We start from the raw sequence: 25,943 nt of genomic DNA, 5'->3' as shown, positions 1-25,943 counted from the left end.
GCCGCCTTGAAGTTTTCAGACCGCCGCGCAGGCCGGCACCTGATTGGCCTTGATGGCCGAAACGCTGCCGGCGATCGAATCGGCCAGCTTGGCGGTCACGCGCTGCGCACCTTGCGCCAAGGCGTCGAATCCGGCGCCGACCGGCTCCGAAATGGACAACTGGCAGCCCGTGGCCGGTCCTTCGTCGGTGCGGCGGACTGTCCATGTAAAGCTGGCCTCGACACCGCTGCCCTCCACCGCGTCGAACTGACCCAATTGCACCGCGATGCGCGTTGCCGGCTGGCCGCGCTGGCGGCCCGTCTTGGTCACGTCCACGGCGCCGAGACGGCTGGCGATGCTGCTGCCCAGCGCGTCGCGCATTTCGTTCTCGAAAGAGGATGACCAGCGGTGATCTTCGAGGATGTCGACGGCGGGGCTGCCCGGGGCACCCTTCTTGCGGACGACCATTTGCGGCCGCGCGAAGCGCTCGGGCATGGCGATGGGCGCCAGCTCGATGTAAGCCGGCGCGGCGGCGCTTACCGCAGGCGCTTTGGTCGAAGCCGAAGTCTCGGCGAGGCTGTAGTACTGGGGCCCACCGGTGCTGCCGCAGCCGGACCCCAGGAGCGCCAATCCCAGGGCCGATGCCATCGCGGCGAGTCGGAGTCTTGCCGTAGCAGCTTTGGTTGTCGTCGTCATCATTTCTGCTTGTCCTCCGGCTTGCCGCGGATCAGTGATTCGGGATGGCGTTCCAGGTAGTCGGTCAGCACGCGCAGCGAGCCTGCCGCGCGCGTGACTTCCTGCAGCGTCTGCCGCAGGTCCTGTTGCAGCGGCGAATCGTCGGAGATGGTCTTTTCCGCCGAGTTGAGCGTGCGCCGCACATCTCGCATGGCGGCCGCCATCTCTGGCGACACATCGTTGTTGAGCGTCTTCGCGAGTTGCTCCGTGCTGCCGAGCGTCCTGTTCATCGACGCCAGCGTCTTGCGCAGATCGGCGCTGAGCTCGTCGAACGGCACCTTGTTGACCTTGCGCATGATGTCCGTGACCTGCGACTGCAGCTCATCGAGGCTGTTGGGAACAGTCGGGAACTCGATCGGCGACTGCCTCGAATCGAACTTGACCTTCGCCGCTTCCGGGAAGAAATCCATTGCGACATACACCTGCCCCGTCAGCAGGTTGCCGGTGCGCAACTGGGCGCGGAGCCCCTTGCCGATCAGGAAATTCCAGCGCTCTTCCGGCGTTGCCTGCGCAAAGCGCGACGAAGACGGTGCGCCTGTTGCAGCGGCCGCGGCGACCCTGCGCCTCAGGCGGTCCGGATAGATCTGCACCACCACCGGCATCCTGAAGGCACGTTCGCCCACATCGAACTCGACACCGATCGACTTGACCTCGCCGATGACCACGCCCCGGAAATCGACCGGCGCACCCGGCGAAAGCCCGCGGAGCGACTGGTTGAAATACAGCAGGAAGGTCTGCGACGGACCGTCAGGCTCCTTCATGGCCATGACCTCGTCGCTCGCGAGCGTGAAAGCGGCGTTCTCTTGTGCGACTGGCCCGCTCACATCGTCGGGGGACTGGAAGGCGATGCCGCCCAGCAACACAGTGACCAGCGACTGCGTGCGCACCTTCAGCCCGCCGGCGCCCAGCTCGACGTCGAAGCCGCTGGCATGCCAGAAACGCGTGTTGACGCCGACGAACTTGTCATAAGGCGCGTTGACGAAGACCCGCATCGTCACGCCGCGCCCGTCGCCGTCGAGTTCGAAGGCAGCGACCTGTCCCACCTTGACGCGTCTGAAATACACCGGCGAGCCGATGTCGAGCGAGCCGATGTCGCGCGCGTGCAGCATGAACTGCCGCCCCGAGGCATCGCGCGTGACGATGGGCGGGACCTCCAGCCCGGTGAATTCGCCGGCCGTGTCTTCCGACGTGCCCGCATCGGCGCCGATGTAGGCACCGGAAAGCAGCGTCCCCAGCCCGGAGATTCCGGAGGTATCGAGCCGCGGCCTGACCACCCAGAAGCGTGTGTCCTTGGCGGTGAAGGCCGAGGCCTCCTTCCGGAGCTGGACCAGCACGCGCACATGGGACCGGTCGTTCGCGAGCCGAATCGTCTGCACCGTGCCGATCTGCACGTCCTTGTACTTGACCGCCGTCTTGCCGGCTTCCAGGCCCTCCGCGGTGCGGAAGGTCAGCACGATTTCAGGGCCGCGCTCCATCAGAATGCGCGCGACCAGCGTGATGCCGACCAGCGCGGCCACGATGGGGATCAGCCAGACCAGCGACGGCAGCCAGTTTCGTCGTCTCGCGACCACCGGTGGCGCCAGCGGAGGTGTCGTCATAGGGTTCCTTCACTTGTCTTCATTGCCTCGTCCGACGCCGCCGGGCTCTGGCGAGTTTTCCGCATGTCCCACGTCAGGCGCGGATCGAAGCTGATCGACGCCAGCATTGTCAGCACCACCACCGCGCCGAAGGCAGCGATGCCGACGCCCGCGGTGATCTCGGCGAAGCCCTGGATGCGCACCAGCCCGGCCAGCAGCGACACCACAAAGACGTCGAGCATCGACCATCGCCCGATGACTTCGAGAACGCGGTAGAGCTTGGCACGCTCCAGCTGGCGCCAGTCGCTGCCGCGCTGCGCCATGAGGTTCAGCAGCGTCAATGCCGTCAGCTTGAAGAGCGGCACCAGAAAGCTCGCGATGAAGATCAGCGCGGCAAGGCCGTAGGCGCCCGACACCCAGAAATAGATCACCCCGCTGAGGATGGTGTCCTGCTGCGTGCCGAAGAGGCTCTTGGTGATCATCACCGGCAGCATGTTGGCGGGCAGATAGAGGATGGCCGCCGCGACCAGCAACGCCCAGGTGCGATTGATGCTGTCGGGCTTGCGCGTATGCAGGCGCGTGCTGCAGCGCCCGCAGCGTTCGCCCTCTTGCGCGCCTTCCCAGACGGCGCTGCAGTGATGGCAGCTCATCAGGCCGCGCTCGGCGGCGGTCTCGACGGGCTCGGCGGGCTGCGGCGCAGCGTTGTCGTTCATTCGTCCTGTCCCGCGCGCGGCTCGAAAGCCATTTCCCAGAAGGACCGGGGGTTGAACGACAGCACTGCAGTCAACAGCACCGTCAGCGCCACGAAGGCCCAGAGCGCCGGCCCCGGTATGACCTTGGCCATGCTGCCGAGCTTGATGATCGCGACCAGCACCCCCAGCAGAAACACCTCGATCATTCCCCAGGGCCGAAGCGCCTGCAGCGCGTTCACCAGCACCGTGAATCCGGTCGGGCGCCGTTCGTACGCCATCGGCACCAGCAGATAGAAGAGGATGCAAAGCTGCATCAACGGAAACAGGATGGTGGTCGCCAGCACCAGCAGCGCCACCGGCGACATGCCCTCGGTCGTCAGCGCGATGACGGCGCCTGCCAGCGTCGTTTCGCTCGTCAGCCCCTGGAGCTGGATCTCGACGATCGGAAAGAGATTGGCGATGGTGAAAAGGATCAGGCAAGCAACGGTCAGCGGCAGCACGCGCGCATTCAGGTCCCCGGAGCAACGGTCGAGTTCGGTGCCGCAGCGCGGGCAGCGCGAGACCTCGCGCGCAGCCAGCGGCACGCGCCGGTAGATGGCGTCGCAGCCTTCGCAGACGATGGCGTCGGGTACTTCTTTCATGGCTTCGGCCGCCCATTGTCCGCGACGTTGGCGACCAGAAAGTCAAGCAATGCGCGCACCCGCGCCGGCAGACGGCCCGCCTTGCCGAGATAGACCGCGTGAATGGGTGCGATGTCGCCCGGATTGAACTCTTCCATCACGGGCGTCAGTCTGCCTTCGTCGATGTCCGACTGCACGTGATAGAGCGACAGCCGGCCCAGCCCGACGCCAGCAATCAGCAGCGCGCGAAGCGTTTCGCCATCGCCGGCCCGCACGTTGCCTGCAATGGGCATGTCGATCGCCTTGCCGTCGACACGCAAGGGCCAATCAGGAATCGTGCGCCGGTAGCTGAAGCCGAGGCGGTTGTGCGCCTCCAGTTCCTGCGGGGTACGCGGCGTGCCGTAGCGTTCCAGATAGGCGGGCGAGGCGACGATGGCCTGCCGGGTTGCACCAAGACGGCGCGCGACGAGATCGGATGCGGGCAATTCGCCCCAGCGAATCGCCACGTCGGTGCGCTCGTCGATGAGGTCGACCACGCGGTCGGTGACCACGATGTCCAGCGTCACTTCCGGGTATTGCTCCAGAAAGCGCGGAACGAGCGGCACAAGCACGTGCTGACCGAACGAAACACTGGCGTTGATGCTGACTCGGCCGCGCGGCAGCGCCCCGGCCGCGGCGGAGCGTTCGGCCTCGTCCATATCGGCCAGCACGCGCACGCTGCGCTCGTAGAAATTCCGGCCCTCCGGCGTGAGTTGCAGCTTGCGGGTGGAACGATGCACCAATTGGGTTGCGAGCCGCGCCTCCAGCCGGGCAATGAGCTTGCTGATCGCCGATGGAGTCATCCCCAGCACGCGAGCGCCTGCGGAAAAGCTGCCTCGCTCCACGATCTGGACGAAGGCTTCCATTTCACCGGAACGATTTACCTCGATGCGTGGCATGGATGGGGCGGTCGGTATATGTGACTTGAACTCACAGTTGCAATTCCGAGCGGCATTCTAGTCATTGAAGGCAGGCGACGGCACAGTACGGAACATCATGCCCATCGCTCTACTTGCCCTCACCGCCGGCGCCTTCGGAATAGGCACCACCGAATTCGTCATCATGGGCCTGCTGATGCAGGTTTCGTCGGATCTTCATGTCTCCATCGCCTCTGCCGGTCTGCTGATTTCCGGCTACGCGATCGGCGTTGCAGTCGGTGCGCCGTTGCTGACCATCGCCACTCGCCGATTGCCCCGCAAGACCGTGCTGCTCGCGCTGATGGCAGTGTTCACGATCGGCAACATCGCCTGTGCCCTCGCGGCCAACTACGAGATGCTGATGGCCGCACGCGTCGTCACGTCGCTCGCGCACGGCACCTTCTTCGGCGTCGGCTCGGTGGTCGCGACGGGGCTCGTGCCGCCCGAGCGCCGCGCTTCGGCGATTTCGATCATGTTCACGGGCCTCACTGCCGCCACACTGCTTGGCGTGCCGGCTGGCGCATGGCTCGGCCTGCACTTCGGCTGGCGCGCCACTTTCTGGGCCGTGGCGCTGATCGGCGTCATCGCCTTTATCGTGCTGGCTGTTTTCGTGCCGCGCGGCAAGGCTGAAACCCGGCACGCCCCGCTGCGCGACGAGATCGCTGTGCTGGCCCGGCCACAGGTACTGCTGGGGCTCGCCATGACCGTGCTCGGCTTTGCGGGGGTGTTTCTCGTGTTCACTTACATCCAGCCGCTGCTGACGCAAATCACCGGCGTCTCCGAAGCGGCGGTGTCGCCCATCCTGCTGGTGTTCGGTGGCGGCCTTGCGATCGGCAATCTGCTCGGCGGCAAGCTCGCGGACCGTGCGCTGATGCCGGCGCTACTGGGATCGCTGCTCGCATTGGTCGTGGTGCTCGGCGCGATGCAGTGGCTCATCCACACGCCCGTCACCGCCATCGCGTTCGTGCTGCTGCTCGGCATCGTGTCCTTCGCCACGGTTGCGCCGCTTCAGATGCGCGTTCTGGAGAAGGCTTCCGGCGCGGGACAGAACCTCGCGTCCAGCCTCAACATCGCTGCCTTCAATCTTGGCAATGCGCTCGGCGCGTGGGTGGGCGGCGTGGTGATCGATCGCGGGCCTGGACTTTCGGCGCTCGGCTGGGCAGCGGCGCTGATCACGCTCGCAGGCTTGGCGATTGCACTCTGGAGCCGCGCGCTGGACCGTCGCGAAGCGCTACCCGCTTGCGCGGTTGCCGGCGCCTGAGGCGAACCGGACGCGCCGCAAGCTGCTTCAACCAAAGGTGAACGCATAAGCCTGCACCCCGCTATCGAGAAATTCGATGTCGAACAAGCGATCCTTCCCGTTCGTCTGCTGGCGCACGAGCTGATAGAGCTTCTGCGCCTCGATGGTGCCGTAGCCCTGTTCGTCGGTGTCCGCGCCGTGGTCGGCCAGCGGAGGTTTGCCGTCCACCAGCACACGGAAGCGCACCGCCTTGCCATCGGCAGTCGGGCCGAGCACCAGATGCAGGTCGCGGGCCTGAAAGCGATAGACGATGTGGCTGTTCGAGCGATTCGACACGGCACGTTCGGCCTCCACGGTCCAATCGCCATCGAGCGCCCATTGGTTGGCGCGCAGCATTGCGGGGCGCTGGTAGGCATGCGCGCGACCGCTCACGAGGCCACCGGGCGACGCGAAGCCACTGGCACGCTCGGCGCCCACATAGGTCTCGCCGGACATCGCGAGCTCAGGGCCGGGCGCAGCTTGCGTGCCCTGCCCCTTCGGCGCGACCAGACCCGAAGGCACGTTGCGCTGTCCCGCTTCGGCGAGCAACTGCTGGATGACCTGCTCGGCCCTGCCGTAGCCGCTTTCGCCGAACTGGTGATGCCGGATGCGGCCCTGGGCATCGATGAAATAGAACGCGGGCCAGGATTCGTTGTCGAAGCCACGCCAGATCTTGAAGTCGTTGTCCTGCGCCACCGGAAAGCCGATGTCCAGATCCTTGGTCGCCTTGCGCACGTTGGCCGAGCGCTTCTCGAACGCGAATTCGGGCGAATGCACGCCGATGACGACAAGGCCCGTGTCCTTGTACTTCTCGGCCCACGCACGAACATAAGGCAGCGTGCGCAGGCAGTTGATGCATGAATAAGTCCAGAAGTCGACCAGCACGACCTTTCCGCGCAGGGCCTGGGGCGTCAGGGGTGGCGAATTGATCCATTCGGTCGCGCCTGAAAGTGACGGGAAATCGCCTTCGACGCCAAGCTTGCGCAGGGACAGCGGCGCCGGAGTGATGTCGGCTGCGGGCATGAACGCCACGTCCTTGTCTTGCGGCGTTGGAGGTCTGGGCCTGTCGATCCGCTCCACGAGTGCCTGCTCCAGCGCCGACGTGGTGCCAATCGAGAGGCCCGCCAGCAACCCGGTATCGAGCCCCAGCGCAATCGCGCCCACACCCACCAGCACGGCGGCGCCGGCAGCGCGGCGAACCCACTCGCCCGTGTGCAGCGAACGCTTCATGAGCGCGAACATGCGTCCGCCGAACAGCAGCGCTGCCGCCAGCGATGTGCAGGCGCCAGCCGCATACGCCAGCAACAGCAGCGAGGTGCCGGCGCTCGCACCGTTGAGCGCCGCCCCGGTCAAGATGAGCCCAAGGATCGGCCCTGCGCACGGCGCCCACAGAAGGCCGGTGCCGACGCCCAGCAGCAGCGGCGAGAACATGGACGCCTTGGCTGCCCTGCCCTCTGGTTGCGGTTCGGCCAGGCGGATGCCCAGCATCACCAGCGGTCGGCTCATGCGATCGGCAAGGCCGGGGAACAGCAGCGTCAGGCCGAACAGCGCGAGCATTGCAATCGCGACATACCGCCCGCCTTCATTCGCCGCGACCACCCAACCGCCACCGACGGCCGCGAGCGTGGCGACGGCGGTAAAGGCCACGGCCATGCCCAGCAACATCGGCAGCCCGTGCGAGCGGAATGGCCGGTCAGCCCGCGCGAACACGAAGGGCAGCACCGGGAGAATGCAGGGGCTCAGGATCGTGAGCACCCCGCCCAGGTAGGCAATGAGAGGAATCAACATGGTTCGGACCTCGGCATGGAAGCGTGGAGAGCCTTTGAGGTGTTCATGGTGAGGTGGATGGTGAGGAGTGCCTCCAGGCCGCCTTCGGGGCGGTTCTTCAGCGTCAGCTCGGCGCCCATAGCCATCGCGAGCTGGTGCGCGATCGCCAAGCCAAGTCCCGTGCCGCCAGTGCTGCGATTGCGGGAGCTCTCGACGCGGTAGAACGGCTTGAGCACGGCGTCCAGTTCGTCGGGCGGAATGCCGGGGCCGTTGTCGATCACGGCGATCGCCAGCTGGCCTTCACTCGGGGACACACGCACGCGAACGTCGCTGCCGAAGATCAGCGCGTTGTCGATCAGGTTCATGACGATTCGGCGCAGCGCGTTCGGCCGGCTCACGATGGGCGCACCGGCACGGCCTTCCAGGTGGACTCGCTTGCCGGCATCTTCGTAGTCGGCCAGCATGCTTTCGAGCAGCGCGTCGGCATCCATGCGCATCGGCGGCTCTGTGGCACCGTGCAGCGTGCGGGCATAGGTCACGCCTTCGCGCACCAGCGAATTCATCGCATCGAGGTCCTGCCGGAACTTGGTGCGGTCGTGGAGGTCGTCCATCATCTCCGTGCGCAGGCGCATCCGCGTGATCGGCGTCTGCAGATCGTGCGAGATGGCCGCGAGGATCTCCACGCGCTCTGACATATAGCCGCTGATGCGCTCCTGCATGGCGTTGAAGGCGCGCGCGGCGTGCGCGACCTCGGTCGGACCTTCTTCCGTCAGCTTCTGTGCCTTCAGATCGGGCCCCAGTTCGTCGGCCGCAGCCGCCAAGTCGGCCAGCGGCCGCGTGACCAGCCGCACGGCCGACCATGCGCAGATAGCCAGCACCAGCAGTTGAATGACGAGCACCCACATCACCCACGGCGACACAGGCATGCCCACGCGCATGGCATGAACCACCACGGAGGACCCATCGGTCAGCCGCACCTCGATCTCCAAACCCTCGGGCGGCTGGGCCACTTCCCCTACCTTGACGATCTGGAAGGGACGCATCGCGTCGACGATGGCCGTGGCGAACTGCTGCGACAGCTTCGATTGCGGAGCGCCGCCCTCCGCCGTGCCGCCAAGCACAAAGCGGTAGTTGCGCCGCTCCAGCCGCTTGAGCCATGCGGGCCTTTCCCCGGCGGGCAAGCGGTCGAGGATCGCCACCGAGCTGGCGATGTCACGCTCGATGCCCATCATCATCAGCTCGCGCATCGCCATGCCGCGCTCGTAGCCGATGACGGCGAAGGTCAGCAGTTGCGCAATCGCAAGCCCCACCACGATGATCAGCGTCACCCGGGAGAACAGCGAGCGCGGCACCAGGCGGCGCAGGCCGGTTGCGGTCTGTGCCGGTGGGACGATGGAGCTGGAGGGTGTGACCATGGGGCTGTTTATAGAACGGGGAAGGCGCTTCACTGCTGGCGTCGGCAACATAGTGTCGCGCTGCCCCTGCCGGATACTTGCGAATACAAACGGGGTCGCAGCGGCGCTTCGGCCCGCTACATTGCGGCTGCGGCGCATATCAAACCCATCCATGCCATGACCTCCAGACCCTCCGACCACATCCTCATCGTCGATGACGACCGGGAAATCCGCGAACTGCTCACGACCTATCTCGTCAAGAACGGGCTGCGCGTGGTGGCGGTGCCCACCGGGCGGCACATGCGTGCGGCGCTGGAGGAATCGGGCCCCTTCGACCTGATCATTCTCGACCTGATGCTGCCGGGCGAAGACGGACTCACGCTCTGCCGCGACCTGCGCACAGGCAAATTCAAGGCGACGCCGATCCTGATGCTCACCGCGCGCAGCGAAGAGGCCGATCGCATCCTCGGCCTCGAGATGGGCGCTGACGACTACCTGGCCAAACCTTTTTCCGCGCGCGAACTGCTCGCGCGCATTCGCGCCGTGATGCGGCGCACGCGCATGCTGCCGCCGAACATGGGCACGGTAGAACCCTCGCAAAAACTGGCCTTTGGAGACTGGCACGTGGACACGGTGGCGCGCCACCTCCTGGACGACAGCGGCACGATGGTGGCGCTCAGCGGCGCCGAATACCGCCTGCTGCGCGTGTTCCTGGACCATCCGCAAAAGGTGCTGAGCCGCGACCAGCTTCTGAGCCTGACGCAGGGCCGGGAAGCCGAGCTTTTCGAGCGCTCGATCGATCTGCTGGTGAGCCGCCTGCGCCAGCGGCTGCGCGAAGATGCCCGCGAGCCGCGCTACATCAAGACGGTACGCAGCGAAGGCTATGTCTTCGCCTCGTCTGTCGAAGCAAGGGACGACTGAGCGTCCTCTCCCAGAGCTTCTTCATCTCAGCCGCCCGTTGCCGGACCCTGTTCGGCCAACAGCGTCCGGATTTTTTTCTCCGTGGCGCCATAGCTGCCTTCGCCGAAGTGCGAATAGACGATCTTTCCCTGCTTGTCGATCAGGTAGACCGCCGGCCAGTACTGGTTGTCGAAAGCCTTCCAGGTGGCGTAGTGGTTGTCCTGCGCGACCGCGTGCGTGATCTGCAAGCGGCTGATTGCTTCCTGCACATTCCTGGTGGACTTCTCGTAGGCGAACTCCGGCGTATGCACGCCCACGACGACGAGGCCCTGGTCCTTGTACTTCGCGTTCCACTCCTTGATGTAGGGCAGGTGGTTGAGACAGTTGATGCAGGTGTAGGTCCAGAAGTCGACGAGCACCACTTTGCCGCGCAGGTCTTGCAGCTTCAACGGCTGTGAGTTGAGCCAATGGTCGATGTTCTGGAATTCGGGTGCCGTCCGCGCGGTGCTGGATGCGACGTCGCCGCCAGATGCCGGCGCCGCAGCTGTGAGGATGCCGATGGCCGCCGCAACGGCTGCGAGGCCGAGAAGCACATTGGATTTCATGGTCATGGCGGTTTCCTTGAAGAACGTATGGATCGAGTGAACGGATTGTTTGCCGCGCTCCTCTCTTGCGGCGGGCATTGCGTATGCCTTTGTGTCCAGCCCTCCCATTGCACACATTACGTTTCTCAATCGAGACGGCTCCACTTGCGGACGGCCATCGACGCGCCGCCTGTGAAAAGTAATGTCTAAGAAAGAGCGCGGGATACAGAGCGATACGCAATGGCGGATGAAGCGCGGCGCCGCCGGCAACATGAGGTCCTGCCAGTCCTCCCTTCGCTCTTCACGCCACTGTCTTTCCCCAGGAGAACCCGATGACAACCTCTTTCCAACTGCCCCGCAGAGCCTTTCTCACCGCAACTGCACTGAGTGCTGCTGCCGTTCAAGTGGCGGCTGTCACGCCTGCCTTCGCCCAGTCCACCGGCGCGCTCAAGCGCCTCGAACCGCTCAAGAGCATCGACGCGGGCACTCTCAACATCGGCTATTACGAAGCAGGCCCGGCCAGCGGAACGCCTGTGATCCTGTTGCACGGCTGGCCATATGACATCCACATGTTCGTGGACGTGGCGCCGGCGCTGGCGGCGTCAGGCTTCCGCGTGATCGTGCCGCACCTGCGTGGCTACGGCACCACTCGCTTCCTGTCCGCCGACACGCCGCGCAACGGGCAACAGTCCGTGGTGGCCGCGGACATCATTGCGCTCATGGACGCGCTGAAGATCCAGTCAGCCACCGTTGCCGGCTGCGACTGGGGTGCGCGCACCGCCTGCATCATGGCCGCGCTTTGGCCGGAACGGGTCAAGGCGCTGGTCTCTGTCAGCGGCTATCTGATCGGTAGCCAGGAGGCCGGCAAGGCGCCTCTGCCACCACAGGCCGAACTGCAGTGGTGGTACCAGTTCTACTTCGCGACCGAGCGCGGCCGCGCGGGCTACGAGAAGAACCGCCACGACTTCGCCAAGCTCATCTGGCAAACCGCGTCGCCCAAGTGGAACTTCGATGCCGCCACCTTCGAACGCAGCGCCGTGGCACTAGACAACCCCGACCACGTAGCCATCACCATCCACAACTACCGCTGGCGCCTCGGTCTCGCCGAGGGCGAGCCGAAGTACCAGGCGCTCGAAGACAAGCTCGCCAAGGCGCCCGTGATCGGCGTGCCGACCATCACGCTCGAAGGCGATGCCAATGGCGCGCCGCATCCGGAACCCAGTGCCTACGCGAAGAAGTTCTCCGGCCCCTACGAGCATCGGCTGGTGACCGGCGGCATCGGCCACAACCTGCCGCAGGAAGCGCCGCAAGCCTTCACGAAGGCCGTGATCGACGTCGCACGCGCATAGGAGGAACAAGGCCCTGACGCGAAGCCGGCTCGATCAGGCATCGAGCAGCACGTCGAAGCCGCCCCAGAACATCCGCTTGCCGTCGAAAGGCAGGCGCTGGGGATCCATCATGTTGGCGAGACGTGGGTCGGTCATCACCAGCGCGTTGACCTCATCCCGCCGGTCGCGCGACTCGAAGGTGACGTAGGAGAACACGACGACTTCGTCATCCTTCAAGTGCACGCTTTGCGGGAAGGACGTCAGTTCGCCGGACTGCACGTCTTCGGCAATGCACTCGCGGTATGAGAGGGCGCCATGTTCGCGCCAGATTTTTCCCGCGCGCGTCGCCATCTCGCGGTACTGCTCGATGTTGCGCTTGGGAACGGGGAGGACGTATGCGTCGACGTAGGCCATGCAAGTGTCTCCTTTGGGGCTGGAGCGTCAACAGTAGCGGAGTCTCGGGGCATTCGCAAAGCCGGGTTGATCACTGCACGCAAAATATGGACTATTTATGAAGGCCATTCCTGCTGAACTCGCCGTAAACGTGTCCGAATTCAAGATGAACCCCGCGGCCGTTCTGAGAAAGGCGGGCAACCGTCCCGTAGCGGTGTTCAACCACAACCACAGCCGCGCCGCGTTCTTCGTGGTCGAACCTTGCCTGTTCGAAGCAATGATGGAGGAGCTTGCAGACCAAGAGCTGTACCGCAAAGCAGTCGCCCGGCTGGCCGAGAAGTCGCAGGCTGTCGAGGTGGACATTGAGGATCTCTAACCGCACGCCAACGCGCCTGCTCTCCGCGTGCTGTTGACGCATTCGCCCGGATGGTTCACTCTTGTCATGTCCCGCCGGACGGAGGTTGTCATGCACGCTGACCCGATCGCGCTTCGCAAAATCAAAGCACCCAAAGCACCCAAGGGCCGCCTCTTTGCTGCCCTCATGCTTGCAGCCACGTCCGCGCTCGCCGCCCCGCCTGACCCCGCGGTTGCGCAAGTCCCGTACTTCTACGTCGTGAACGCCGGCACGCTGATGATGGCCGAGGTGCTCGCACACCGCACGGACGATGGGGCCCCGGTCGTGCTTTGGCCGAACTACGGCAGCCCGAGCCAGCAGTTCAGCATCCAGCGGCTGCCTCGATCAGGCGATACCGAGCCCTTGCAAGAACAGTGGTTCCTGTTGAGGGCGCGACATTCAGCGAAGTGTCTGGGCACCACGGGTTTCCAGGCCGGCGCGCCGGTGGTCCAGGAGACATGCAGCGGAGACGCTTCGCAGTTGTGGCGGCTGCGCGCTGTGGCAATGACGGCGGCTGAATGCGCGCCCCGAAGCCGATGTGTCATGGGGCGCCGGACGGTGCTGGAAAACTATCATGACCGTGGCCGCCGATGCCTGGATGCCGCGAACGGCCACATCACGGGCCTGCCGGAACAAGGCTCGGGGCTGCAAGCGCGCGAATGCGTCGCCAGGTTCAGCGCACCCAACGCTGCCAACCAGGAGTGGGAACTGGTCGACGTTCAAGACTGGGACGCGCCGTTCAACCTGAGGTGAGGTCCGCTGCCGCCGCTCCATCGAGGTCGAAGAGAAACGACTGGCCCCGAAGCCTTCTCCTGTCGAATCCGCTCTCCCATGGAAACCGCTCCTTCGCATCGGGCCAGACGATCTGAAAATATCGATGCCGGCCGCGCGCGAGCTGCGGCGGAATCAACAGCTCGAGGCGCTCGGCGTCGGCGGCCCGAGGCATCAAAGGGGCTGGTGCCGCGCCGACGATCATGACGCCCTCGTACAGCGGCTCCCCGGCCTTCACCCGCTGCGCAATGGCTTCCAGAATGCCCTCGGCCTCCGGCGGTGCGATGCCGAAGATGATCAGGTCAGGATGCGCGAAGGTCTTCTGAAGCCCCACCGTATAGACGTAGGTCAGGGCCGTGCTTCGGGTCCCGACGGCCGCCATGGCCCATCCTTGCCGGGCAATGCGCCGCTTGAGCGTCGCGACAACCTCGCGCTCGATGAACATCTATCGCACTCCATCGATCTGATGCCGAACATTTCTGCGGCGTCAGTATCCCTCGGAAAGCGCGATTCAGCCCTCGCGAAGCTGTGCCCGCAGTTGCGCGCCGATGTCCGGCCTCTCCAGGAAAGGATCCGCCGGATTGGTGATGGAGACGATGTTTTCCATCCGGCTCTTCACGTTGCCCAGGGCCTTGGGGTGGCTGAACACATAGAACTGGTTGGCGGTGATCGCTTCGAAAACCTTTTGCGCCACTTCGGCTGCCGTCACCTTGCCGCTGCTGACGGCCTTGTTGCTCATCGCCTGCCCGATCAGTTGGCTCTTGGTGAGTTGGCCGGCGGGCAGTGAGCTCGGCCGATTGCGATCGCTCTGGGTGATGCCGGTGGGCACGAAGTACGGGCACAAGAGGCTGGCGCCGACCTGGTCCGTCACGAGCTTCAGGTCCTGGTAGAGCGTCTCGGTCAGGCTCACCACTGCGGCCTTCGCGGTGTTGTAGATGCCCATGTTGGGCGGCGTGAGCAGGCCGGCCATGCTCGACGTGTTGACGATGTGGCCACGGTAGGCCGGGTCCTTCGCCGCCGCTTCCAGCATCATCGGCGTGAACAGGCGCACACCGTGCACCACGCCCCAGAGATCGACGCCGAGTACCCATTCCCAATCGGCGACGGTGTTTTCCCAGACGAGGCCGCCGGCGCCGACGCCCGCGTTGTTGAAGACGAAGTGCGGCGCGCCGAAACGCTTCTGCACGGCCTTGGCGAGATCCTCCATCTGCCCGGCGTCGGAGACGTCGACCTTGCGCGCCAGAACTTGCGCCCCGGCGGCTTCCATCTCGGCCTGTGCGCGATCGAGCGCGTCCTGCTGCACGTCGACCAGCACGAGGTTCATGCCGCGCTGGGCGCCGATGCGCGCGCATTCAAGCCCGAAGCCCGAACCCGCGCCAGTGAGAACGGCCGTGGTGCCCTTGAAATCCTGAATCATTTGCGCCAATCCTTTCGTCTCTTGTCTTGGAATAAACCGCTATTGAAATACGGAATCAGCGACGCCGCAGTCGCAAAGGTGCTCGTCCACGCGGCCTTCAAGCCGGCGCACGGCCGAACGGGCAATGCAGGCCATTCTGGACAGGCTCGGCCATCTGCTGCGCGATCCGCTCAGCCCTCGGCCTGCCGCAGCACGAATCCGACGCGCGGAAAGTGAACGTGCACGGTGCCCGTGCGCTCTCCGGTGCGGCGCAACGTGTAGTGCGTGCGCGTGGCGGCGATCAGTTCGCCTTCGGTCGACTCCGGGCCGAAGCTCTCGGCAGTGACGGTGACGCGCGAGCCGAGCGCGATGCCATGGTCGTCCTGGAAGGTGCTGTCGGACAGCAGCGTGTGCGGCGTCGAGGCGGCGGCGATTTCGATGGCTTGCGCGGCATCGAAGGTCTCCATGGACCCGTGGCCGATAGCTGCCATGCGGTCCATCCAATCCACCACCGCGGGCGTGAGGTGCAGGATGCCCGCCATGGAAGGCGTGCGCTTGCGCGTGAACCAGAGCGCGTGGTAGCACGAGAAATCCGCCACCGTGGGAAAACCGCCCAGCAGGTAGTCGGTGTCGTCCAGCATGTCGGACAGCCGCCGCAGATACGACTTGTAGGCCGACGCGGCATCACTGGGGCGCAGCCGCACCAAATTGCCACTCATCGCCTTGCGATCGTCGCTGAAAGCCTTGGCGACTTCGGGCGGCGCCTTCGCGAATGCGTCAGCGAGGCCCTTGCCGCTGAGGCTGTAGGCCATGGCGGCCCAGAACATCGTGCTGTCGGCCCACTGGGCAACAAGACGCGACAGGCCCTTGCCCGGCTCCGGGTAGATCGAAGGCAGCGGCGACAGGTGCTCGAGCACATCGCAGATCAATGCGGTGTCGCAGTAGATGTCGGCCCCGATCTGAAGCACTGGCGTCTTGCGATAGCCCCCGGTGAGCGCCACGAGGTCGGGCTTGGGCATGATGGCCGGAATGATCACCGACTTCCACGCCAGCTTCTTGTAGCCAAGGATCAGGCGGATCTTCTCGGAAAACGGCGAGGTCGCGTAGTGATGCAGGATCAGGTCGGCCATGAGAGTCCTTTTTGCTTTTGAGTTCTTGCTGGTCAGTGGGGCTGCGCACGCGCAATGATCGAATCGAAATCGATGCCTGCGCCCAGGGTGCCGAAGGCTTGCCCCCAGTCGCCGCCGATGCGCGATGCGCAGAACGCACCGACGACGGCCCCCGGCGCGGTCTGGGCGAGCAAGGCACCCTGCACCGCCAGCGCCACGTCCTGCGCGAGGCGGCGCGCTTCGGCCTCGGTCGCCATGGCCTCGATGCGCGCAGGCAGGGCGTCGGCGAGGCGGTCGAGCGCCGCATCGGTGCCGCGTGCGGGCGCCAGCTCATCCGTGAGCGCTGCAATGGCATCGCCCTTGCGCAGGCCGCGAAGCAGGTCGAGCGCCATGATGTTGCCCGCGCCTTCCCAGATTGAATTGAGCGGCATCTCGCGGTAGACGCGCGCCATCGTGCCTTCGCCGCCCTCTTCCACGTAGCCGTTGCCGCCAAGGCACTCCATGGCCTCCTGGGCGAAGTGACTGCCTCGCTTGCAGATCCAGAACTTGGCCACGGGCGTGAGAAGCCGGGCCATGAAGCGCTCGTGCGCATCATCCTGACGATCGAAGGCGCGCGCAAGACGAACCGCGAGCGCGGTCGCAGCCTCGCTTTCGAGCGCGAGATCGGCCAGCACGTTCTTCATCAAGGGCTGCTCGATCAACGGCTTACCGAAAGCCTGGCGCTGCGTCGTGTGATTGAGCGCGAGGCTCAGGGCCTGGCGCATCAACCCGCTGGTGCCGAGCGCGCAGTCGAGCCGCGTCATGGTGCCCATTTCGAGAATCTGCGGAATGCCGCGCCCCTCTTCGCCGACCAGCCATGCGCTCGCGCCGTGAAACTCCACCTCAGAACTCGCATTGGCCTTGTTGCCGAGCTTGTCCTTCAGGCGCTGGATGTGGATGGCGTTGAGGCTCCCGTCTGAAAGCACTCGCGGCAAAAAGAAACACGTCAATCCGGCCGGCGCCTGCGCAAGCACCAGGAAGGCATCGCACATCGGCGCGGAGAAGAACCACTTGTGTCCGGTGATCTCGTAGCGCTCGCCCCAGTCGTCGCTGCCGACCCGAACCGCGCGCGTCGTGTTGGCCCGCACATCCGATCCGCCCTGCTTCTCGGTCATGCCCATGCCCATGGTCAGGCCCGGCTTCTCGCTCCAGTGTTTGAGGGCGGGGTCATACCAGAGGCTTGCGAGCTTCGGACCCCAGTCGGCATGAATGGCCGCATTGCCGCGCAGCGCGGGCGTTGCGGCATAGGTCATCGAGATGGGGCAGAGAATCGACGCCTCCAGCTCGGTGAAGAGCATGAAGCCCGCAGCGCGATGCACATGCGCCGACGGCCCCGAAGCCGCCCACGGCGAGCCGTGCAGCCCGGCGCCCACGGCCGCGGACATCAGCGCGTGATAGCTCGGATGGAACTCCACCTCGTCGACTCGCCGGCCGAAGCGGTCGTGCGTATGCAGCACCGGCGGATGGATGTTGGCGAGACGCGCATGCGTCTGCATCTCCGCCGATCCGACGGCGGCCCCCAAATGGCTGAGCGCTGCCGGATGAAGGTCCGGCGCATTGAACTTCAACGCATCGCGCAACGGCCGGTTGGTTTCGAAGAGGTTGTAGCCGGTCAGCGGAGCCGGCTGGTTGAAGACCTCGTGAGTCGTATCCATTGCCAGTCTCCTTCCGAGGCGAATCAGATCAGCTTGACGAGTTGCTTGCCGAAGTTTCTGCCTTTCAGCAGGCCAAGGAAAGCCTCAGGTGCCGACTCGATGCCTTGCGCGATCGACTCGCGCGGACGCAGCTTGCCGCTCGCGACCAGGGCGCCGAGTTCGGCCAGCGCTTCCGGCCACACTTCCATGTGCTCGCTGACGATGAAGCCTTCGAGCTTGATGCGATTGATGAGAAACAGCGCAGGGTTGGCCAGCGGCAGCGGCTGGCCGTCGTAGCCCGCGATCATTCCGCACAGCGCGACACGCGCAAAGCTGTTCGTGCGCAGCAGCACCGCATCGAAAATGTAGCCGCCGACGTTCTCGAAGTAGCCATCAATGCCGTTCGGGCAGGCTTCCTTCAGTGCGGCGCTCATGCTCTTGATGTCCGGGTGCTCGCGGTAGTCGATGCAGGCATCGAAGCCGAGTTCGTCCGTCACGTATTTGCACTTGTCCGGGCCGCCGGCAATGCCGACCACCCTGCAGCCCCGCGCCTTGGCAAGCGCGCCGAAAGCGCTGCCCACGGCACCGCTGGCGGCGGTGACGACCATGGTTTCGCCGGCCTTCGGATTGATGATCTTCACGAGCCCGTACCAGGCCGTCACACCCGGCATGCCCACGGCGCCGAGGTAATGCGACAGCGGAACGTGCGTCGTGTCGACCTTCTTGAGCGCGCCCGGCTGCGAGGCATCGACCACGCTGTATTCCTGCCAGCCGCCGAAGCCGACGACCTTGTCGCCCACGGCGTACTTCGGGTGCTTGCTCTCGACGACTTCGCCCACGGTGCCGCCCTGCATGACCTGCCCGAGCGGCTGCGGCTGCGCGTAGCTCTTCGACTCGTTCATGCGGCCGCGCATGTAGGGGTCCAGGCTCATGTAGTGATGGCGAACCAGCACCTGGTTGTCCTTGAGCGCGGGCGTTTCGGTGCTGACCAGCTTGAAGTTGCTGGCGACGGCCTCGCCTTCGGGGCGGTTGTCGAGAAGTTGCTGGCGATTGATCGGCATGGCGTACCTTTCTGTCTACGTATTCATTGGGAAATACCGCGGAACCGGCTTTGCCGGGCCGCTGGTGTTGCCCCCTGCAAGGGGGTGGAGGCCACACGAAGTGGGAAAGCCTGGGGGTGTGTCGTTTAGTCTGTGGAAGGGGGTCGCATTTCGTTGGCGCTCGCCGGGCCGATCGGCAGGCGTCGCTTCACGTACTTGAAGGTGCCGGTGGCGTGCGCGCAGACACGCTCCTGGGCGTCGTAGATCTTGGCTTCGGTGAAGGCCATGGTCGCGGTTCGATGCAGCAGCTTGCCGCGCGCGATCAGCGGTCCGACGGAAGGCGCCATGAAGGTGGTCTTCATCTCGATGGTGACCACGCCGATCTCCGGCGTGTCGCTGCGCGCAGCCGCGGCCTGCGCGATGTCGAGCATCGTCATCACGGCGCCGCCGTGCGTCACGTCGAAGGTGTTCAGGTGCTCGGGCTTGGCGGTGTAGTGCAATTCGGACTCGCCGCCTTCGAACTTCGCGATCTCGATGCCGAGATACATCGCGAAGGGAATGCGGTCGATGTAGGAGCGAAGGTGAATGTTGTCTTTGGTCAAAGTCATGTCAGCGGATCATGCGCCAAGGACGACGCTGACGCCGCCGTCGACTGCCAGCCATTGGCCGGTGATGTGCTTGCCGGCTTCGCTGGCATAGAGCAGCGTGATGCCCTTCAGGTCTTCGTCGTCGCCAAGGCGGCCGAGCGGTGCGTGGGCAGCCATCTTTTCTTCTCCCACCGCCTTGATCAGGCCGGCCGCCAGCTTGGTCATGAAGAAGCCGGGGCAGATCGCGTTGACGTTGATGCCGTACTTGCCCCATTCGGCGGCCAGCGTGTGCGTGAAGCCGATCACCGCGCTCTTGGATGTGTTGTAGGCAATGGTCTGCATCTCCGGCGGATTGCCGTTCAGGCCGGCGATCGACGCGATATTGATGATGCGGCCGCTCTTCTTCGGGATCATGTAGCCGCGCGCGATCTGCTGCGCCAGCACGAAATATCCGCGCACGTTGAGATTCATGACCTTGTCCCAAGCCTCGATGGGATGGTTCTCGGCCGGTGCGCCCCAGCTTGCGCCGGCGTTGTTGACGAGGATGTCGACCGCGCCGAGCCGCTCCAGGGTTTCATCGGCGAGGCGCCGCGTGTCGTCTTCCCTGGAACAGTCGGCTGCGATCCAGCGGGCATCGATGCCAGCGCTCTGGAGTTCGGCGGCCGCCTGCTCGAGGTCATCGGCCTTGCGCGAGCTCAGCATGATCTTGGCGCCGGCTTCGCCGAGTGCGTGGGCCATCTGCAAGCCGAGGCCGCGAGAGCCGCCGGTGACGAGCGCCACCTTGCCGGTGAGGTCAAAAAGCTTCTGGATGTTGCGTGCAGTCATGTGGGCTCCGTTATCGTGATTCCTTCGGGTCGTCCAGGCGCGAGCGCACGTAGATGAGCACGACGCCCACCAGCGCAATGATCGCGCCCGGCACGGCCATGGTCCAGCCAAGACCCTCCTCCGTTCGCCCCGTCGCGATGCCAAGGATGACGAGGAAGAGGCCACCGTAGATCAGGATCCATATCCACTTTTCGAGCGTGGCATGGGGTTTGGCTTCGGCCATCAGAAAGCCTCCTCGGGCAGCGCCGCGCAGGTCGGATCGCGGCTTTCGACCACGTTCAGCCAGGCGCCGATTTTGGGCAGTTCGTAGTTGAAGAAGTAGTCGGTCGCGCCGACGCGTCCCGCAGTCGCGGGAGCCGACTTGGCTGCGTCCTGCTCGAGTGCGCGCTGCGCGACGTCCAGCCAGATCCACGCCAGCACCACGTGCCCGAATGCCTGCATGTAGGGCACTGCGTTGGCGAGCGCGTCTTGCGGGTTGCCCGTGGACCAAGCGGCCTTGGTCGCGCTGCCGATGCGTTGCAACGCCGCACCGAGCGCCTTCGCATGGCCAGCGAGCGCGGGCACCTTGCCGGCGCGGGCGATCGTTTCGGCGATGCGTCCACCCAGCAGCGTCAGGCCGCGACCGTCTTCCATCAGCACCTTGCGCCCGAGCAGGTCGGCCGCCTGGATGCCGTGCGTGCCCTCGTGGATCATGTTGAGCCGGTTGTCGCGCCAGTACTGCTCCACCGGAAAGTCGCGCGTGTAGCCGTAGCCACCGTGGATCTGGATCGCGAGCGAATTCGCCTCCAGACACCATTCGCTGGGCCAGCTCTTGGCGATCGGCGTCAGCACTTCGAGAAGCAGGCGGGCATCGTCGGCGGCCTGTGGGCTGCCGGTCTTCTGTTCATCGACGAGGCGCGCGCAATACAGCTCGAGCGCCAGCGCGCCTTCGCAGTAGGCCTTCTGCGCGAGCAGCATGCGGCGCACATCGGAGTGCTCGATGATGCGCACTTGCGGCTTGGCCGAATCCTTGCCCGCCGGGCCGGCGGGGCGGCCTTGCGGGCGGGTCTTGGCGTAATCCAGCGATGCGTAGTAGCCGGCCATGCCGAGCATCGTCGCTGCCGTGCCGACGCCGATGCGAGCCTCATTCATCATGTGGAACATGCAGTGCAGGCCCTTTCCGGGCTGCCCGACGAGATAGCCCACCGCACCGGGCTTGCCGCCCACGGGATACTTGCCCTCACCGAAGTTGAGCAGCGTGTTCGTCGTTCCGCGCCAGCCGAGCTTGTGATTGAGCCCTGCCAGCGCCACGTCGTTGCGTTCGCCGGTCAGTTGCCCTTCGGTATCGACCATGCGCTTGGGCACGATGAAGAGCGAGATGCCGCGCGTGCCGGGAATCAGCTTGCCGTCCGCGTCGGGGATCTTTGCCAGCACGATGTGCACGATGTTCTCGGTCAGCTCGTGGTCGCCCGCCGAAATCCACATCTTGTTGCCCGTCAGGCGGTAGCGCGGTCCGAGTGGATCGTCCTGGAAATCGGGGCCATCCGGCACGGCGCGCGTGGCGACGTCGCTGAGGCTCGAACCGGCCTGCGGTTCGGACAGGCACATCGTGCCCGACCAGCGCCCGGAAAACTCATTCTTCGCAAACACCGTCTGCTGCATCGGCGTGCCATGAACCATCAGCAGATTGGCGTTGCCGCTGGTCAGCATGCCTGAGCCGATGCTCACCGAAGCCATCGCGAAGAAGCTATTGGCCGCCGCCTGCACCGTGTAGGGCAACTGCATGCCGCCGATGTCATAGTCCTGCGCGGCGCTGAGCATGCCGGATTCGGCAAAGGCCTTTTGCGCATCATGCGTGGCCTGCGGAAGAATCACCTTCTCACCATCGAAGTGCGGTTCCTGCGTGTCGACGGTGCGATTGAACGGCGCGTACTTCTCGCGGGCGATGCGCTCGCAGGTGTCGAGCACGGCGTCAAAGGTCTCGCGCGAATGATCGGCGAAGCGCTCGCGCTCGTTGAGCGACTCGGCGTGAAGCCAGTCGTAGAGGAGGAAGTCGAGGGTGGGACGAAGGCTCATGATTCGAAACGCAGTGCGCTCAGTGGGGGATGGGGCTCGACGTCCCCGGAATTACCGCTCGGGCAATCGGGCAATGGTGCCCTGCGCGATGGCGCAGAGCTTTTCTTTGCCGTTGCTGATCGCGAAGACCTCGCAAGTGCAGACGGACTGCGATTTGCCCACGTGCACGGCCTTGGCGCGCGCGATAAGGCGCTCGCCAGTGGCCGGGCGGACGTAGTTGATCTTGTACTCGGCAGTGAGCACAGGCACCTGCATGGCCGTGCCGCCGGCGAAGGTCAGCGCGTTGTCGGCCAGATAGCTGACGACACCGCCGTGCACGAAGCCGTCCTGCTGCAGGACCTTGTCGGTCACCGGCAATTGCATGTCGACCAGACCTGGCGACAGTGCGTGCATCTCCGTGCCGATCAACGCGCTGAATGGCTGTGTCGCCAGCACCTTCCGGCCCATGGCCAGAAACTCTTCGGGCGAGGCCCGTTCGGGCGATGACACAGCCTTCTCCTTCGAAATCAGAGAACCTCGAAGACGCCGGCTGCGCCCATGCCGCCGCCGATGCACATCGTCACGACGACCTTCTTGGCACCGCGACGCTTGCCTTCGATCAGCGCGTGGCCGGTCAGGCGCTGGCCGCTCACACCGTAAGGATGGCCCACGGCGATGGCGCCGCCATCGACATTCAGCCGATCCGCCGGGATGCCGAGCTTGTCGCGGCAGTAGATGACCTGCACGGCGAAGGCTTCGTTGAGTTCCCACAGATCGATGTCGCTGACCTTGAGGCCGAGGCGCTTGAGCACCTTCGGGATCGCGAAGACCGGGCCGATGCCCATCTCGTCGGGCTCGCAACCCGCGACTGCGAATCCGAGGAAACGGCCGAGGGGCTTCAGGCCCTTTTGCTCGGCGTACTTCTCGTCGACGATCACACAAGCGCCGCCGCCATCGGAGAACTGGCTCGCATTGCCAGCGGAAATCACCCCGCCGGGGATGGCTGGACGGATGCCGCTGATGCCTTCCTTGGTCGTTCCAGGGCGGATGCCTTCGTCGTTCTCGACGGTGACTTCCTTGGTGCGCAGACCCATCACCGGATCGGCCACGCCGGCCAGCACGGTGATCGGTGCGATCTCGTCCTTGAAGCGGCCAGCTTCGAGCGCGGCGGTCGCCTTCTGCTGGCTGGCGGCGCCGTATTCGTCCATCGCATCACGGCCGATGTTGTAGCGCTTGGCGACCTGCTCGGCCGTCTGCAGCATGTTCCAGTAGATCTCGGGCTTGTGCTTGACGAGCCATGGATCGGCCAGCATGTGCTTGTTCGCTTCATTCTGCACACACGAGATGCTTTCCACCCCGCCCGCCACATAGACCTCGCCTTCGCCCGCGATGATGCGTTGCGCCGCGGTCGCGATGGTTTGCAGTCCCGACGAGCAGAAGCGGTTGATGGTCATGCCCGACGTCGTGATCGGCAGGCCCGCGCGCAGTGCGATCTGGCGAGCGATGTTCGAACCCGTCGCGCCTTCCGGCGTGGCGCAGCCCATGATCACGTCATCCACCGTGGCGGGATCGATGCCGGCACGCTGCACCGCGTGCTGCACCGCATGCCCGCCGAGCGTGGCGCCGTGCGTCATGTTGAAGGCACCCTTCCAGCTCTTGGCGAGCGGCGTGCGGGCGGTGGAAACGATGACGGCGCTGGTCATGATGTGGTCCTTTGAAAAAGAGGAATGACGATTACTGGGACGATTACTGGGGCTGTGCCGTGTTCTGCAGCAGCTGGTGATAGAACTGGATCGCTTCGCCATAGTTGGCGATTGCGATGCGCTCGTTGGTGCCGTGGAAGCGCGCGAGGTCTTCGCTCTTCACGCGAAACGGGGAGAAACGATAGACCGAATCGCTTACGAGGCTGAAGTGGCGCGAATCGGTGGCGGCAGTCATCAGGCCCGGTGCGACGATCGCATCGGGGAAGGTCTGCCGCACTGCTTGTTCGATGGAGCGGTAACCGTCGCCGTTGGTCGGCGAGACGGGCGATGGCTCCGAGTTGCCGGGATAACGCTTGACCTGGATCGCGTCATTGCCGAGCGCTTTCTTCAGATGCGCTTCGACACTGTCGATGGTGTCGCCCGGAAGGATGCGGAAGTTCACGGCCGCTTCGGCGCGGCCGGGCAGCACGTTGTCCTTGTTGCCGGCCCGCACGATGGTCAGCGCCGTGGTGGTGCGCAGCATCGCATTGCTGCTCGGGCTTTTTTCGAGCTGGCTTTCGACCAGCGGTCCGGTGAGCCACAGGTTGGACAGCATGACGCGATTGATGCCGCTCATCTCCGGCGCGAGCGTGCCGAACATCTGGCCCGCCACGCCTTTGATGCCGCCGGGCATCGGAGAGGCTTCCAGCTTGGACAAGGCCGTGCTCATCATGCCAATGGCACTGTGCGTTGGAGGCATCGACGAGTGGCCCGGCGCCGTGTCCAGCGAAAGGAAGAAAGTGCCATAGCCCTTTTCGGCAAGACCGATCAGCGCCGCCGGCTTCGACAAGCCGGGCAGCACGCCGTCGAGCACCAGCAAGCCTTCGTCGAGCACCCAGTCGAGCCGCACGCCGCGCGACTTGAGCAGCTCCGCGACGGGGAGCGCGCCGCGCAAGCCGCTGACTTCCTCGTCGTCGCCCATCACCAGATAGATCGTCTGGCGTGGCTTGAAGCCGCTGCCGATCAGCATCTCGATGGCTTCCATCTGCGCGAACAGATTGCCTTTGTTGTCGAGCGCGCCACGGCCCCAGACGAAGCCGTCCTTGATCTCGCCGCTGAACGGGTCGACCGACCACGCCTTCTCGGTGCCGGGTGCGATGGGCACCATGTCCTGGTGCGCCATCAGCGCGACGGGCTTGGCCGCGGGGTCGGAGCCCGTCCATGTATACAGCAGCGCATGCTGGCCCACGACTTCCTTCTTCAGGGTGGCATGGACCTTGGGGTATTGCTGTTCGAGATAGGCGTGCAGCTTGTCGAATTCAGCCGCGTTGCCGGCGGGATCGTCCAAGCTGGACACTGTGCGGAACTGGATCGCGCTGGAAAGCCGCTTGGCGGCTGCGGGCAAGTCGATCGGCAACGCCGGCGCCGGCGCCACGGCAATCTGCCGCGACGGCGTGCGCCAGGTATTGAACGCTACCGCTGCCACCAGTGCGGCGAGCACCAGCACCAACGCAAGGAACACACGTTTCAGCATGGAAGCCATCGAGCAACGGGGGTGGCCTTCATCAGCTGAAAGACTTGCCTTCGGCCACCAGCTTCTGGATCAGCGCCGCAGGCTGCCAGAACTTCGCGTCGTCATGCGGGTTCTTCGCAAAACGCTTCATCGATTCGGCCACGTTGTACAGGCCCACCTGCGATGCGTAGTGCATCGGTCCGCCACGCCAGATCGGGAAGCCATAGCCCGTCAGGTACACCATGTCGATGTCGCCGGACTTCGATGCAATGCCGTCTTCGAGGATGTGCGCGCCTTCGTTGACCAGCGCATACACCAGTCGCTGCACGATTTCCTCGTCGGAGATCTTGCGCGGCGTGATGCCGATTTCCTTGCGATGGTCCTCGATCATCTTGTTCACGAGGTCCGAAGGGATCGCGTCGCGCTTTCCGGCCTGGTAGTCGTACCACCCTGCCCCGGTCTTCTGGCCGAAGCGGCCCAGCTCGCACAGCTTGTCGGCCGTGCGGCTGTACTTCATGTCGGCGATCTCGGTGGCGCGGCGCTTGCGGATCGCCCAGCCGATGTCGTTGCCCGCGAGGTCGCCCATGCGGAACGGGCCCATCGCGAAGCCGAACTTCTCGATCGCCTTGTCGACCTGCTGCGGGGTCGCGCCTTCGTCCAGCAGGAAGCCCGCCTGGCGCGAGTACTGCTCGATCATGCGGTTGCCGATGAAGCC

27 protein-coding genes are annotated in these 25,943 nt (G+C 65.0%); 5 read left to right on the top strand and 22 right to left on the bottom strand.

The genetic code is table 11. The features are described from left to right. Window positions 1–15 precede the first annotated feature (15 nt). From AC1DSF_RS12415 to AC1DSF_RS12395, 5 genes are read right to left on the bottom strand one after another with little or no spacing between them, the layout of a single operon-like run. Complete coding sequence (locus AC1DSF_RS12415) at window positions 16–678, bottom strand: PqiC family protein (protein WP_478182913.1); 663 nt, start codon at window positions 676–678, stop codon at window positions 16–18. Further along, window positions 675–2,312 carry a PqiB family protein gene (locus AC1DSF_RS12410; RefSeq protein WP_478182912.1) on the bottom strand — a complete coding sequence of 546 codons (1,638 nt, stop codon included), beginning with the start codon at window positions 2,310–2,312 and terminating at the stop codon, window positions 675–677. Before AC1DSF_RS12410 ends, AC1DSF_RS12415 begins: the two co-directional genes overlap by 4 nt. After that, window positions 2,309–3,004, bottom strand: a complete 696-nt coding sequence (locus AC1DSF_RS12405) for a paraquat-inducible protein A (RefSeq protein ID WP_478182911.1) — start codon at window positions 3,002–3,004, stop codon at window positions 2,309–2,311. Before AC1DSF_RS12405 ends, AC1DSF_RS12410 begins: the two co-directional genes overlap by 4 nt. Then, a complete protein-coding gene (locus AC1DSF_RS12400; RefSeq protein ID WP_478123172.1) occupies window positions 3,001–3,624 on the bottom strand; it encodes a paraquat-inducible protein A in 624 nt (207 codons plus the stop codon). The genes AC1DSF_RS12405 and AC1DSF_RS12400 overlap by 4 nt, the downstream gene beginning before the upstream one ends. After that, window positions 3,621–4,541: a LysR family transcriptional regulator gene (locus AC1DSF_RS12395; protein WP_478123171.1), complete on the bottom strand. Its 921-nt coding sequence runs from the start codon at window positions 4,539–4,541 to the stop codon at window positions 3,621–3,623. The genes AC1DSF_RS12400 and AC1DSF_RS12395 overlap by 4 nt, the downstream gene beginning before the upstream one ends. 97 nt (window positions 4,542–4,638) lie before the next feature. Here AC1DSF_RS12395 and AC1DSF_RS12390 point away from each other — a divergent pair, with 97 nt between their 5' ends. Further along, window positions 4,639–5,820: an MFS transporter gene (locus tag AC1DSF_RS12390; RefSeq protein ID WP_478123170.1), complete on the top strand. Its 1,182-nt coding sequence runs from the start codon at window positions 4,639–4,641 to the stop codon at window positions 5,818–5,820. Between the two features lie 27 nt (window positions 5,821–5,847). On the opposite strand, the gene AC1DSF_RS12385 is transcribed toward AC1DSF_RS12390, so the two are convergent. Next, on the bottom strand, window positions 5,848–7,626 hold the full coding sequence (locus tag AC1DSF_RS12385) for a cytochrome c biogenesis protein DipZ (RefSeq protein ID WP_478182910.1): 1,779 nt from the start codon (window positions 7,624–7,626) through the stop codon (window positions 5,848–5,850). Beyond that, window positions 7,620–9,020: a sensor histidine kinase gene (locus tag AC1DSF_RS12380; RefSeq protein WP_478123168.1), complete on the bottom strand. Its 1,401-nt coding sequence runs from the start codon at window positions 9,018–9,020 to the stop codon at window positions 7,620–7,622. The genes AC1DSF_RS12385 and AC1DSF_RS12380 overlap by 7 nt, the downstream gene beginning before the upstream one ends. Window positions 9,021–9,176: 156 nt before the next feature. Between AC1DSF_RS12380 and AC1DSF_RS12375 the strand changes: the two genes are divergently transcribed. Then, on the top strand, window positions 9,177–9,920 hold the full coding sequence (locus tag AC1DSF_RS12375; RefSeq protein WP_478123167.1) for a response regulator: 744 nt from the start codon (window positions 9,177–9,179) through the stop codon (window positions 9,918–9,920). 26 nt (window positions 9,921–9,946) lie between these two features. Here the strand turns inward: AC1DSF_RS12375 and AC1DSF_RS12370 are convergent, their stop codons facing one another. Beyond that, window positions 9,947–10,510: a thioredoxin family protein gene (locus tag AC1DSF_RS12370; RefSeq protein WP_478123166.1), complete on the bottom strand. Its 564-nt coding sequence runs from the start codon at window positions 10,508–10,510 to the stop codon at window positions 9,947–9,949. A 305-nt stretch (window positions 10,511–10,815) separates the two neighbouring features. On the opposite strand from AC1DSF_RS12370, the gene AC1DSF_RS12365 reads away from it, so the two are divergent. Further along, window positions 10,816–11,832 carry an alpha/beta fold hydrolase gene (locus tag AC1DSF_RS12365; RefSeq protein ID WP_478123165.1) on the top strand — a complete coding sequence of 339 codons (1,017 nt, stop codon included), beginning with the start codon at window positions 10,816–10,818 and terminating at the stop codon, window positions 11,830–11,832. Window positions 11,833–11,865: 33 nt separating this feature from the next. Here AC1DSF_RS12365 and AC1DSF_RS12360 read toward each other — a convergent pair whose 3' ends face one another. Then, complete coding sequence (locus AC1DSF_RS12360) at window positions 11,866–12,225, bottom strand: DUF1428 domain-containing protein (RefSeq protein ID WP_478123164.1); 360 nt, start codon at window positions 12,223–12,225, stop codon at window positions 11,866–11,868. Between the two features lie 97 nt (window positions 12,226–12,322). Between AC1DSF_RS12360 and AC1DSF_RS12355 the strand changes: the two genes are divergently transcribed. Then, window positions 12,323–12,580, top strand: coding sequence for a type II toxin-antitoxin system Phd/YefM family antitoxin (locus AC1DSF_RS12355; RefSeq protein WP_478123163.1), 258 nt, complete (start codon window positions 12,323–12,325; stop codon window positions 12,578–12,580). Between the two features lie 90 nt (window positions 12,581–12,670). Beyond that, window positions 12,671–13,351 (top strand): RICIN domain-containing protein, encoded by a 681-nt coding sequence (locus AC1DSF_RS12350; RefSeq protein WP_478123162.1) that lies wholly within the window; start codon window positions 12,671–12,673, stop codon window positions 13,349–13,351. Here AC1DSF_RS12350 and AC1DSF_RS12345 read toward each other — a convergent pair. The 13 genes from AC1DSF_RS12345 to AC1DSF_RS12285 all read right to left on the bottom strand — a co-directional run. Then, a complete protein-coding gene (locus AC1DSF_RS12345; RefSeq protein WP_478123161.1) occupies window positions 13,338–13,814 on the bottom strand; it encodes a DUF4262 domain-containing protein in 477 nt (158 codons plus the stop codon). The genes AC1DSF_RS12350 and AC1DSF_RS12345 overlap by 14 nt on opposite strands. 66 nt (window positions 13,815–13,880) lie before the next feature. Continuing rightward, a complete protein-coding gene (locus tag AC1DSF_RS12340) occupies window positions 13,881–14,786 on the bottom strand; it encodes an SDR family oxidoreductase (RefSeq protein ID WP_478123160.1) in 906 nt (301 codons plus the stop codon). Between the two features lie 170 nt (window positions 14,787–14,956). Further along, a complete protein-coding gene (locus tag AC1DSF_RS12335) occupies window positions 14,957–15,895 on the bottom strand; it encodes a glutathione S-transferase family protein (RefSeq protein WP_478123159.1) in 939 nt (312 codons plus the stop codon). A gap of 32 nt (window positions 15,896–15,927) precedes the next feature. Next, window positions 15,928–17,568 carry an isovaleryl-CoA dehydrogenase gene (locus AC1DSF_RS12330; RefSeq protein ID WP_478182909.1) on the bottom strand — a complete coding sequence of 547 codons (1,641 nt, stop codon included), beginning with the start codon at window positions 17,566–17,568 and terminating at the stop codon, window positions 15,928–15,930. A gap of 23 nt (window positions 17,569–17,591) precedes the next feature. After that, the gene (locus AC1DSF_RS12325; protein ID WP_478123157.1) at window positions 17,592–18,608 is read right to left on the bottom strand and encodes an NADP-dependent oxidoreductase; all 1,017 of its coding nucleotides are present in this window, start codon (window positions 18,606–18,608) and stop codon (window positions 17,592–17,594) included. Between the two features lie 125 nt (window positions 18,609–18,733). Next, window positions 18,734–19,195 carry a PaaI family thioesterase gene (locus AC1DSF_RS12320; RefSeq protein WP_478123156.1) on the bottom strand — a complete coding sequence of 154 codons (462 nt, stop codon included), beginning with the start codon at window positions 19,193–19,195 and terminating at the stop codon, window positions 18,734–18,736. Between the two features lie 9 nt (window positions 19,196–19,204). After that, window positions 19,205–19,999 (bottom strand): SDR family oxidoreductase, encoded by a 795-nt coding sequence (locus AC1DSF_RS12315; protein ID WP_478123155.1) that lies wholly within the window; start codon window positions 19,997–19,999, stop codon window positions 19,205–19,207. Window positions 20,000–20,009: 10 nt separating this feature from the next. Next, the gene (locus AC1DSF_RS12310; protein WP_478123154.1) at window positions 20,010–20,222 is read right to left on the bottom strand and encodes a hypothetical protein; all 213 of its coding nucleotides are present in this window, start codon (window positions 20,220–20,222) and stop codon (window positions 20,010–20,012) included. Next, window positions 20,222–22,054 (bottom strand): acyl-CoA dehydrogenase, encoded by a 1,833-nt coding sequence (locus AC1DSF_RS12305; RefSeq protein ID WP_478123153.1) that lies wholly within the window; start codon window positions 22,052–22,054, stop codon window positions 20,222–20,224. The genes AC1DSF_RS12310 and AC1DSF_RS12305 overlap by 1 nt, the downstream gene beginning before the upstream one ends. Before the next feature lie 51 nt (window positions 22,055–22,105). Then, a complete protein-coding gene (locus AC1DSF_RS12300; RefSeq protein ID WP_478123954.1) occupies window positions 22,106–22,501 on the bottom strand; it encodes a PaaI family thioesterase in 396 nt (131 codons plus the stop codon). Window positions 22,502–22,560: 59 nt separating this feature from the next. Beyond that, the gene (locus AC1DSF_RS12295; protein ID WP_478123152.1) at window positions 22,561–23,736 is read right to left on the bottom strand and encodes an acetyl-CoA C-acyltransferase; all 1,176 of its coding nucleotides are present in this window, start codon (window positions 23,734–23,736) and stop codon (window positions 22,561–22,563) included. A gap of 43 nt (window positions 23,737–23,779) precedes the next feature. After that, complete coding sequence (locus AC1DSF_RS12290) at window positions 23,780–25,249, bottom strand: M20 family peptidase (RefSeq protein WP_478123151.1); 1,470 nt, start codon at window positions 25,247–25,249, stop codon at window positions 23,780–23,782. Between the two features lie 31 nt (window positions 25,250–25,280). After that, the coding region (locus AC1DSF_RS12285; RefSeq protein WP_478123150.1) for a 3-hydroxyacyl-CoA dehydrogenase family protein at window positions 25,281–25,943 on the bottom strand (663 nt) is incomplete at its 5' end.

Source organism: Variovorax sp. 01N429, from assembly GCF_056399425.1.
Note: the sequence above shows the minus strand (reverse complement) of the source record. Positions and strands in the feature narration are given on the sequence as shown.

What these genes read in the sequence shown, in the direction of transcription:
- AC1DSF_RS12340 (WP_478123160.1), bottom strand. Translation starts at nt 14,786, where the DNA reads ATGATTCAGGATTTCAAGGGCACCACGGCCGTTCTCACTGGCGCGGGT.
- AC1DSF_RS12415 (WP_478182913.1), bottom strand. Translation starts at nt 678, where the DNA reads ATGATGACGACGACAACCAAAGCTGCTACGGCAAGACTCCGACTCGCC.
- AC1DSF_RS12350 (WP_478123162.1), top strand. Translation starts at nt 12,671, where the DNA reads ATGCACGCTGACCCGATCGCGCTTCGCAAAATCAAAGCACCCAAAGCA.
- AC1DSF_RS12295 (WP_478123152.1), bottom strand. Translation starts at nt 23,736, where the DNA reads ATGACCAGCGCCGTCATCGTTTCCACCGCCCGCACGCCGCTCGCCAAG.
- AC1DSF_RS12315 (WP_478123155.1), bottom strand. Translation starts at nt 19,999, where the DNA reads ATGACTGCACGCAACATCCAGAAGCTTTTTGACCTCACCGGCAAGGTG.
- AC1DSF_RS12405 (WP_478182911.1), bottom strand. Translation starts at nt 3,004, where the DNA reads ATGAACGACAACGCTGCGCCGCAGCCCGCCGAGCCCGTCGAGACCGCC.
- AC1DSF_RS12355 (WP_478123163.1), top strand. Translation starts at nt 12,323, where the DNA reads ATGAAGGCCATTCCTGCTGAACTCGCCGTAAACGTGTCCGAATTCAAG.
- AC1DSF_RS12360 (WP_478123164.1), bottom strand. Translation starts at nt 12,225, where the DNA reads ATGGCCTACGTCGACGCATACGTCCTCCCCGTTCCCAAGCGCAACATC.
- AC1DSF_RS12320 (WP_478123156.1), bottom strand. Translation starts at nt 19,195, where the DNA reads ATGACTTTGACCAAAGACAACATTCACCTTCGCTCCTACATCGACCGC.
- AC1DSF_RS12410 (WP_478182912.1), bottom strand. Translation starts at nt 2,312, where the DNA reads ATGACGACACCTCCGCTGGCGCCACCGGTGGTCGCGAGACGACGAAAC.
- AC1DSF_RS12365 (WP_478123165.1), top strand. Translation starts at nt 10,816, where the DNA reads ATGACAACCTCTTTCCAACTGCCCCGCAGAGCCTTTCTCACCGCAACT.
- AC1DSF_RS12305 (WP_478123153.1), bottom strand. Translation starts at nt 22,054, where the DNA reads ATGAGCCTTCGTCCCACCCTCGACTTCCTCCTCTACGACTGGCTTCAC.
- AC1DSF_RS12380 (WP_478123168.1), bottom strand. Translation starts at nt 9,020, where the DNA reads ATGGTCACACCCTCCAGCTCCATCGTCCCACCGGCACAGACCGCAACC.
- AC1DSF_RS12370 (WP_478123166.1), bottom strand. Translation starts at nt 10,510, where the DNA reads ATGACCATGAAATCCAATGTGCTTCTCGGCCTCGCAGCCGTTGCGGCG.
- AC1DSF_RS12325 (WP_478123157.1), bottom strand. Translation starts at nt 18,608, where the DNA reads ATGCCGATCAATCGCCAGCAACTTCTCGACAACCGCCCCGAAGGCGAG.
- AC1DSF_RS12300 (WP_478123954.1), bottom strand. Translation starts at nt 22,501, where the DNA reads ATGGGCCGGAAGGTGCTGGCGACACAGCCATTCAGCGCGTTGATCGGC.
- AC1DSF_RS12400 (WP_478123172.1), bottom strand. Translation starts at nt 3,624, where the DNA reads ATGAAAGAAGTACCCGACGCCATCGTCTGCGAAGGCTGCGACGCCATC.
- AC1DSF_RS12390 (WP_478123170.1), top strand. Translation starts at nt 4,639, where the DNA reads ATGCCCATCGCTCTACTTGCCCTCACCGCCGGCGCCTTCGGAATAGGC.
- AC1DSF_RS12395 (WP_478123171.1), bottom strand. Translation starts at nt 4,541, where the DNA reads ATGCCACGCATCGAGGTAAATCGTTCCGGTGAAATGGAAGCCTTCGTC.
- AC1DSF_RS12335 (WP_478123159.1), bottom strand. Translation starts at nt 15,895, where the DNA reads ATGGCCGACCTGATCCTGCATCACTACGCGACCTCGCCGTTTTCCGAG.
- AC1DSF_RS12385 (WP_478182910.1), bottom strand. Translation starts at nt 7,626, where the DNA reads ATGTTGATTCCTCTCATTGCCTACCTGGGCGGGGTGCTCACGATCCTG.
- AC1DSF_RS12330 (WP_478182909.1), bottom strand. Translation starts at nt 17,568, where the DNA reads ATGGATACGACTCACGAGGTCTTCAACCAGCCGGCTCCGCTGACCGGC.
- AC1DSF_RS12375 (WP_478123167.1), top strand. Translation starts at nt 9,177, where the DNA reads ATGACCTCCAGACCCTCCGACCACATCCTCATCGTCGATGACGACCGG.
- AC1DSF_RS12290 (WP_478123151.1), bottom strand. Translation starts at nt 25,249, where the DNA reads ATGCTGAAACGTGTGTTCCTTGCGTTGGTGCTGGTGCTCGCCGCACTG.
- AC1DSF_RS12310 (WP_478123154.1), bottom strand. Translation starts at nt 20,222, where the DNA reads ATGGCCGAAGCCAAACCCCATGCCACGCTCGAAAAGTGGATATGGATC.
- AC1DSF_RS12345 (WP_478123161.1), bottom strand. Translation starts at nt 13,814, where the DNA reads ATGTTCATCGAGCGCGAGGTTGTCGCGACGCTCAAGCGGCGCATTGCC.